This is a genomic window from Streptomyces sp. NPDC104831 (assembly GCF_055583025.1).
In genome coordinates, this window is the sequence record NZ_JBVJOT010000105.1 from 9,744 (window position 1) to 16,007 (window position 6,264).

Consider the following 6,264-nt stretch of genomic DNA (forward strand, 5'->3'; position numbering starts at 1 on the left):
CGCACCCCTCTCCCGCCTTATCTCACTCACTTGTGTGATCACCCCCCCCCCCGCCCCCCCCCCCCCCCCCCCCCCCGCGACGACGACGGAGGACGGGCTAACCGGCCGCGGGCTCCTGCCGCCGGGCCGCGACGGCCGGGTGCACCGGCGGCTCGGCGACCCCGGCGGGACGCTGGTTCGCGAACTCCTTGCGCAGCACCTGAACCACCTCGCCGAGCATGTCCAGTTGCTCCAGCACCGTCTTCAACGGCAGCCCGGCGTGGTCCATGTTGAACATCTGCCGCTGGTAGTCGCCGAAGTACTCACGGAACCGCAGGGTCTTCTCGATCACCTGCTGCGGACTGCCCACGGACAGCGGGGTGATCTCCATGAAGTCCTCCAGGGACGGGCCGTGCCCGTACACCGGCGCGTTGTCGAAGTACGGCCGGAACTCCCGGACGGCGTCCTGCGAGTTCTTGCGCATGAAGGCCTGCCCGCCGAGGCCGACGACGGCCTGCTCGGGCCGGCCGTGCCCGCTCTCCGCGTAGTGGTGCCGGTAGAGCGCGATGAGGTCCTGGAAGTGCTCCTTGGGCCACAGGATGTTGCTGGCGAAGAACCCGTCGCCGTAGTGGCCGGCCTGCACGGCGATCTCCGGGCTGCGGATCGAGCCGTGCCAGACGAACGGGGGCACCCCGTCCAGCGGGCGGGGGGTGGCCGTGAAGTGGCTCAGCGGCGTGCGGAACTTGCCGTGCCAGTTCACCTCCTCCTCACGCCACAGCCGGTGCAGCAGCGCGTAGTTCTCCAGCGCGAGAGGGATGCCCAGCCGGATGTCCTTGCCGAACCACGGGTAGACCGGAGCGGTGTTGCCCCGGCCGAGCACCAGGTCCACGCGTCCGTCGGCCAGGTGCTGTAAGAACGCGTAGTCCTCGGCGATCTTCACCGGGTCGTTCGTGGTGATCAGCGTGACCGCGGTGGACAGGATGATCCGCTCGGTGCGCGCGGCGATGTAGCCGAGCAGCGTCGTCGGGGACGAGGGCACATGGGGCGGGTTGTGGTGCTCGCCGGTGGCGAAGACGTCGAGACCCACCTCCTCCGCCTTCAGCGCGATGCGGACCATCGACTTGATCCGCTCGTGCTCGGTCGGGACACGGCCCGTGGTCGGATCGGGAGTGACGTCTCCGACGCTGTAGATGCCGAATTGCATGGTGCAGCTCCTCACAGGTGTGGCAGTGACGACAGGTCGCAGTGCTGCGCACCCGCTGTGGGGGAGGCGTGGGCCGTGCCGGTCCCGGATGCGCAGGTCAGGTGTCGGATCGGCCCCGGCCGGCGACGGACAGCAGACGCGCGGCCTTCTCCAGCGCCTCGTCGTCGTCGGCTCCCGCCAGGATGGCGTCCAGCAGGCCCGGGTAGCGCGCGTCGAGGTCGTCGCGGCGCAGGGACAACAGGTTCTCCCGGCCCGAGGGGTGCTGCCAGATGACACCGCTCTCGCGCAGGACACGCCAGTGATGCGTCATCGTGGACTTCGCGGTGATCCCCAGGAGACCCAGGACGCTGCCGCAGTTGTGCTCCCCGCCCGCGTCGAGCACACGGACGACGGCGAGGCGTACAGGGCTGCCCAGCGCGGACAGCACGCTTTCGATCCGAATCTGGTCGCGGTCTGGATGGCGGCTCATATTCCCACAGTACCGCGACATTCAAACTTTCCATCACCTGGGCGCTTACGGTTCGTTCGCGTCTTTCCCGGACACCGGGCGACCGGCCCGACGCCCCCCTCGGCTCCCCCGGGGAGCTGATCGCCTGCATGGATCTCCTCTCGGCGCGCCCGCGTACGACCTGGGCGGTCGGCGGCGTCGCGATGGTTCGACTGTACTAAGGTTGCCGAACGAAGCAGCGTACGTAAGAATACGAACAGTCGTAACGATGCGGCGCCGCCCGGGTTGCCGGGCGCGCCGCCCGGGCTTCACAAGCCGCGAGAGAGCGCACGTTCCGAAGCTCCGAGAACCACACCACCAGATCCAGAAGGGGCACTTCTGTCATGTCCTCTACATCAGCGCTGAACCAAGGAAGCTCGGGCGGCGCCCCACGCCACTTGGGCTGGATCCTGACGCTGCTCGCCCTCGCGCAGCTCCTCTACGGCCTCGACCTGAACATCGTGTTCGTCGCGCTGCCGGAGATCGGCCAGGAACTGGGCTTCCCCGGCCAGACCCAGCAGCTGGTGGTCAGCGCCTACGTCGTCTTCGCGGGCGGCTTCCTGCTCTTCGGCGGGCGCGCGGCGGACCTGCTCGGCCGGCGCCGGATGTTCGTCCTCGCGCTGTCGATGTACGCGGTGTCGTCGCTGGCCGGCGGCCTGGCGCCCAGCCCCGAGGTCATCGTCGTGGCCCGCGCCGTCCAGGGCATCGCCGGTGCCCTGCTGCTGCCGTCCACGCTCTCGCTGATCAACACCCTCTTCGAGGAGGGCCCCAAGCGGAACCGTGCCCTCGCGGTCTGGGGCGGCGCCGGCGCCAGCGGTCTGACCATCGGCGCGCTGCTCGGCGGTGTGCTGACGGAGAACTTCGGCTGGCCGTCGGTCTTCTTCGTCAACGTCCCCTTCGGCGGCCTGGTCGCCCTGTGCGCCCTGTTCGTCATCCCGCGCGACCCGGCCCGCACCGAGCGCCGCAAGTTCGACTTCCCGGGCTCCCTCACCGTCACCGGCGGCTCCACGCTGCTGGTGTTCGCGCTGGTCGAGGGGCCCGAGCGGGGCTGGGGAGACGGCCTGGTGGTCGGCGCGTTCGTCCTCGCCATCGTGCTCCTCGCGCTGTTCGCCGTGGTCGAGTCGCGCAGCTCCGACCCGCTGATGCCGTTCCGGCTGTTCAAGAACCGCAACCTCACCGTGGGCATGCTGGTCACCTTCCTCTACATGGCGACCTTCGGTGTGCTGCCGTACTTCCTCACCGTCCTGATGCAGAGCGTGCACGGCTACAGCGCCCTGCAGACCGGCCTCGGCTTCCTGATCCCCTCGCTCGCGATCGCCACGGGCACCCAGCTCGGCGAGCGGTTCGCCAGCAAGATCGGCACCCGCACCACGCTGGTCATCGGCTTCGTCGTCGGCATCGTCGGCACGGCCGCGCTCGCCTTCGGCTTCGACGCCGACGCGAGCTACGGCATGCTGGTGCCCGGCCTGATCGTCTCCGGCGTCGGCCAGGGCATCGTCTGGACCGCGATGTGGATCGCCGCCGCCACCGGCACCGCCCCCCAGGAGCAGGGCGTGGCGAACGGCATCGCCTCGACCGCCCTCAACATCGGCAACGCCATCGGCCTGGCGATCTTCACCGTCATCGCCGAGATCGGCACCGACGGCAAGGCGGGCCAGGCGCTGAAGTCGGCCCAGGCGGACGGCGAGTTCCTGGTCGTGATGCTCACCGCGGCGGGCATGGTCGTCGGTCTGCTCGTCACGTTCGCCCTGAAGCGGCAGCCGGCGGCCCCCGCCGTGCCCGCGCCCGGCGGCGACGAGGAAGAGGCCCTCGCGGCCCGCTGAACCCCGGACGGCGGGCACCCGGGGGGCCGGAAATCCCCCGCACGGCTCCCCGCCCGCCGTCCGGTTTCACTCGAGAGCAGGGCGCGGACCCGCGCTCGCAGCCGGGCCACGGCTCCCACCGGAGCCGGGCCACGGCTCCCTCTCCGCAACCGGGCAGCGGCCCGGCGCACCGGCCCGCGGCGGGCATCGGACCCGCCGCAGCCGGCCCGCGCCGGGCCGCTGCCCGTGTGCGTCCGCGCTCACGTCCGTCCCCAGGCGCGTGCCGTCACCGGCAGGCAGGCGCGGACTTCCCAAAGTCTCCCCGGGCTGCGGCCCGCGCGTTCTCGCCGTACGAAGTTTTGCGTACTGTCATGGGCGTCGTGGCACCCCTGAAACCTCCTCTTCCCTTTGGAGAGTCATGTCCCGTCGTCTGTTCACATCGGAATCGGTGACCGAGGGCCACCCGGACAAGATCGCCGACCAGATCAGCGACACGATCCTGGACGCGCTGCTGAGCGAGGACCCCACCTCCCGGGTCGCCGTCGAGACCCTGATCACGACCGGTCAGGTGCACGTCGCCGGGGAGGTGACGACGGGGGCCTACGCGCCCATCGCCCAGCTGGTACGGCAGAAGATCCTCGACATCGGCTACGACTCCTCGGCCAAGGGCTTCGACGGCGCCTCCTGCGGTGTCTCCGTGTCCATCGGCGCCCAGTCGCCCGACATCGCCCAGGGCGTCGACACCGCCTACGAAGCACGGGTCGAGGGCGACGACGACGAACTCGACCGCCAGGGCGCCGGCGACCAGGGCATCATGTTCGGCTACGCCACCAACGAGACGCCCAACCTGATGCCGCTGCCCATCGAGCTGGCCCACCGGCTCGCCCGCCGGCTGACGGACGTCCGCAAGAGCGGAACCGTGCCCTACCTGCGTCCCGACGGCAAGACCCAGGTGACCATCGAGTACCAGGGCTCCAAGCCGGTCCGCCTCGACACCGTCGTCGTCTCCACGCAGCACGCCGCCGACATCGACCTGGAGACCCTGCTCACCCCGGACATCCGCGAGCACGTCGTGGAGCACGCGCTCGAGCAGCTCGCCGAGGACGGCATCAAGCTGGAGACGGACGGCTACCGGCTGCTGGTGAACCCGACCGGCCGGTTCGAGGTCGGCGGCCCCATGGGCGACGCGGGGCTGACCGGCCGCAAGATCATCATCGACACGTACGGCGGCTACGCCCGCCACGGCGGCGGCGCCTTCTCCGGCAAGGACCCCTCCAAGGTCGACCGCTCCGCCGCCTACGCCATGCGCTGGGTCGCCAAGAACGTCGTCGCCGCCGGCCTGGCGGAACGCTGCGAGGTCCAGGTCGCCTACGCCATCGGCAAGGCGGCGCCGGTCGGCCTGTTCGTGGAGACCTTCGGCACCGGCACGGTGCCCCAGGAGAAGATCGAGAAGGCGATCACCGAGGTCTTCGACCTGCGCCCGGCCGCGATCATCCGGGACCTCGACCTGCTGCGCCCGATCTACGCCCAGACGGCCGCCTACGGCCACTTCGGCCGCGAACTGCCCGACTTCACCTGGGAGCGCACCGACCGCGCACAGCGGCTGAAGGACATCGCGAGCGCCTGAGGAGCCGCCGCAGGCCGAGAACTCCGAACCCATAGGAGCAACCGATGCGTATCGCAGTCACGGGGTCCATCGCCACCGACCACCTGATGACCTTCCCGGGCCGCTTCGCCGACCAGCTCATCCCGGACCAACTCGCCCACGTCTCCCTCTCCTTCCTCGCCGACGCACTGGAGATACGCACCGGGGGCGTCGCCGCCAACATCGCCTTCGGCCTCGGCCGGCTCGGGCTCGGCCCCGTACTCGTGGGCGCGGCGGGAATCGACTTCGCCGACTACGACGCGCGCCTGCGCGCGGCCGGCGTGGACACCTCCGCCGTGCGGATCAGCGGGGAACACCACACCGCTCGCTTCGTCTGCACCACGGACACCGACCAGAACCAGATCGCCACGTTCTACCCGGGCGCCATGAGCGAGGCGCGGCACATCGACCTCGGCGCCGTACGGCAGTCCGTCGGCGGAATCGACCTCGTCCTGGTCGGCGCCGACGACCCGCAGGCGATGCTGCGCCACACCAGGACGGCGCACGACCTCGACCTCGACGTGGCCGCCGACCCCTCCCAGCAGCTCGCCCGCCTCGACACCGAGGAGACCAAACGGCTGGTGCACGGGGCGCGTTGGCTGTTCACCAACGAGTACGAGGCGGCCCTGCTCCAGGAACGCACCGGCTGGAGCGAGCGCGAGGTGCAGAACCGGGTCGGCACCTGGGTCATCACCCGCGGCGCCGACGGCGTCACCCTGCTGTCCGGGCACACCGAGCGGGTGGACGTGGCCGCCGTGCCCACCGAACGCATCGCCGACCCGACCGGCGTCGGGGACGCGTTCCGCGCCGGCTTCCTGGCCGGCCTCGCCTGGGAACTGCCCCACCGGCGCGCGGCCGAACTCGGCTGCGCCCTCGCCACCGTCGTCCTGGAATCCGTCGGCACCCAGGAGTACAAGCTCGTACCCGCGGACCTCGTCGCCCGCGTCGACCAGACCTACGGCCGGGCCGCCGCCGCCGAGCTGGAGCCCCTCCTGGCGGGCGTGGCATGAGCGACACGGGGACACGGCGTGCGGACGCCCTCCGCGAAGCGTTCGCCACCCGTGTGGTGGTCGCCGACGGAGCCATGGGCACGATGCTCCAGGCCCAGGAGCCCACCCTCGAGGACTTCGAGAACCTGGAGGGCTGC

5 protein-coding genes are annotated in these 6,264 nt (G+C 70.8%); 3 read left to right on the top strand and 2 right to left on the bottom strand.

Translation table 11 applies throughout. The features are described from left to right. Nucleotides 1-97: 97 nt before the first annotated feature. Both ACZ63H_RS37215 and ACZ63H_RS37220 read right to left on the bottom strand, forming a co-directional pair. Nucleotides 98-1,183, bottom strand: coding sequence for an LLM class flavin-dependent oxidoreductase (locus ACZ63H_RS37215; protein ID WP_467938996.1), 1,086 nt, complete (start codon nucleotides 1,181-1,183; stop codon nucleotides 98-100). 97 nt (nucleotides 1,184-1,280) lie between these two features. Continuing rightward, nucleotides 1,281-1,652 (bottom strand): ArsR/SmtB family transcription factor, encoded by a 372-nt coding sequence (locus tag ACZ63H_RS37220; RefSeq protein ID WP_469872845.1) that lies wholly within the window; start codon nucleotides 1,650-1,652, stop codon nucleotides 1,281-1,283. A gap of 362 nt (nucleotides 1,653-2,014) precedes the next feature. Here ACZ63H_RS37220 and ACZ63H_RS37225 point away from each other — a divergent pair, with 362 nt between their 5' ends. From ACZ63H_RS37225 to ACZ63H_RS37235, 3 genes are all read left to right on the top strand, one after another. Next, nucleotides 2,015-3,493, top strand: coding sequence for an MFS transporter (locus ACZ63H_RS37225; RefSeq protein WP_469872847.1), 1,479 nt, complete (start codon nucleotides 2,015-2,017; stop codon nucleotides 3,491-3,493). Nucleotides 3,494-3,890: 397 nt separating this feature from the next. Then, on the top strand, nucleotides 3,891-5,099 hold the full coding sequence (gene metK / locus ACZ63H_RS37230) for a methionine adenosyltransferase (protein ID WP_469872849.1): 1,209 nt from the start codon (nucleotides 3,891-3,893) through the stop codon (nucleotides 5,097-5,099). Nucleotides 5,100-5,143: 44 nt separating this feature from the next. After that, a complete protein-coding gene (locus ACZ63H_RS37235) occupies nucleotides 5,144-6,127 on the top strand; it encodes a carbohydrate kinase family protein (protein WP_469872851.1) in 984 nt (327 codons plus the stop codon). The last annotated feature ends 137 nt before the right edge of the window (nucleotides 6,128-6,264 follow it).

Coding starts and splice junctions, on each gene's coding strand:
- ACZ63H_RS37220 (WP_469872845.1), bottom strand. CDS start 1,652: ATGAGCCGCCATCCAGACCGCGACCAGATTCGGATCGAAAGCGTGCTG.
- ACZ63H_RS37225 (WP_469872847.1), top strand. CDS start 2,015: ATGTCCTCTACATCAGCGCTGAACCAAGGAAGCTCGGGCGGCGCCCCA.
- metK (WP_469872849.1), top strand. CDS start 3,891: ATGTCCCGTCGTCTGTTCACATCGGAATCGGTGACCGAGGGCCACCCG.
- ACZ63H_RS37235 (WP_469872851.1), top strand. CDS start 5,144: ATGCGTATCGCAGTCACGGGGTCCATCGCCACCGACCACCTGATGACC.
- ACZ63H_RS37215 (WP_467938996.1), bottom strand. CDS start 1,183: ATGCAATTCGGCATCTACAGCGTCGGAGACGTCACTCCCGATCCGACC.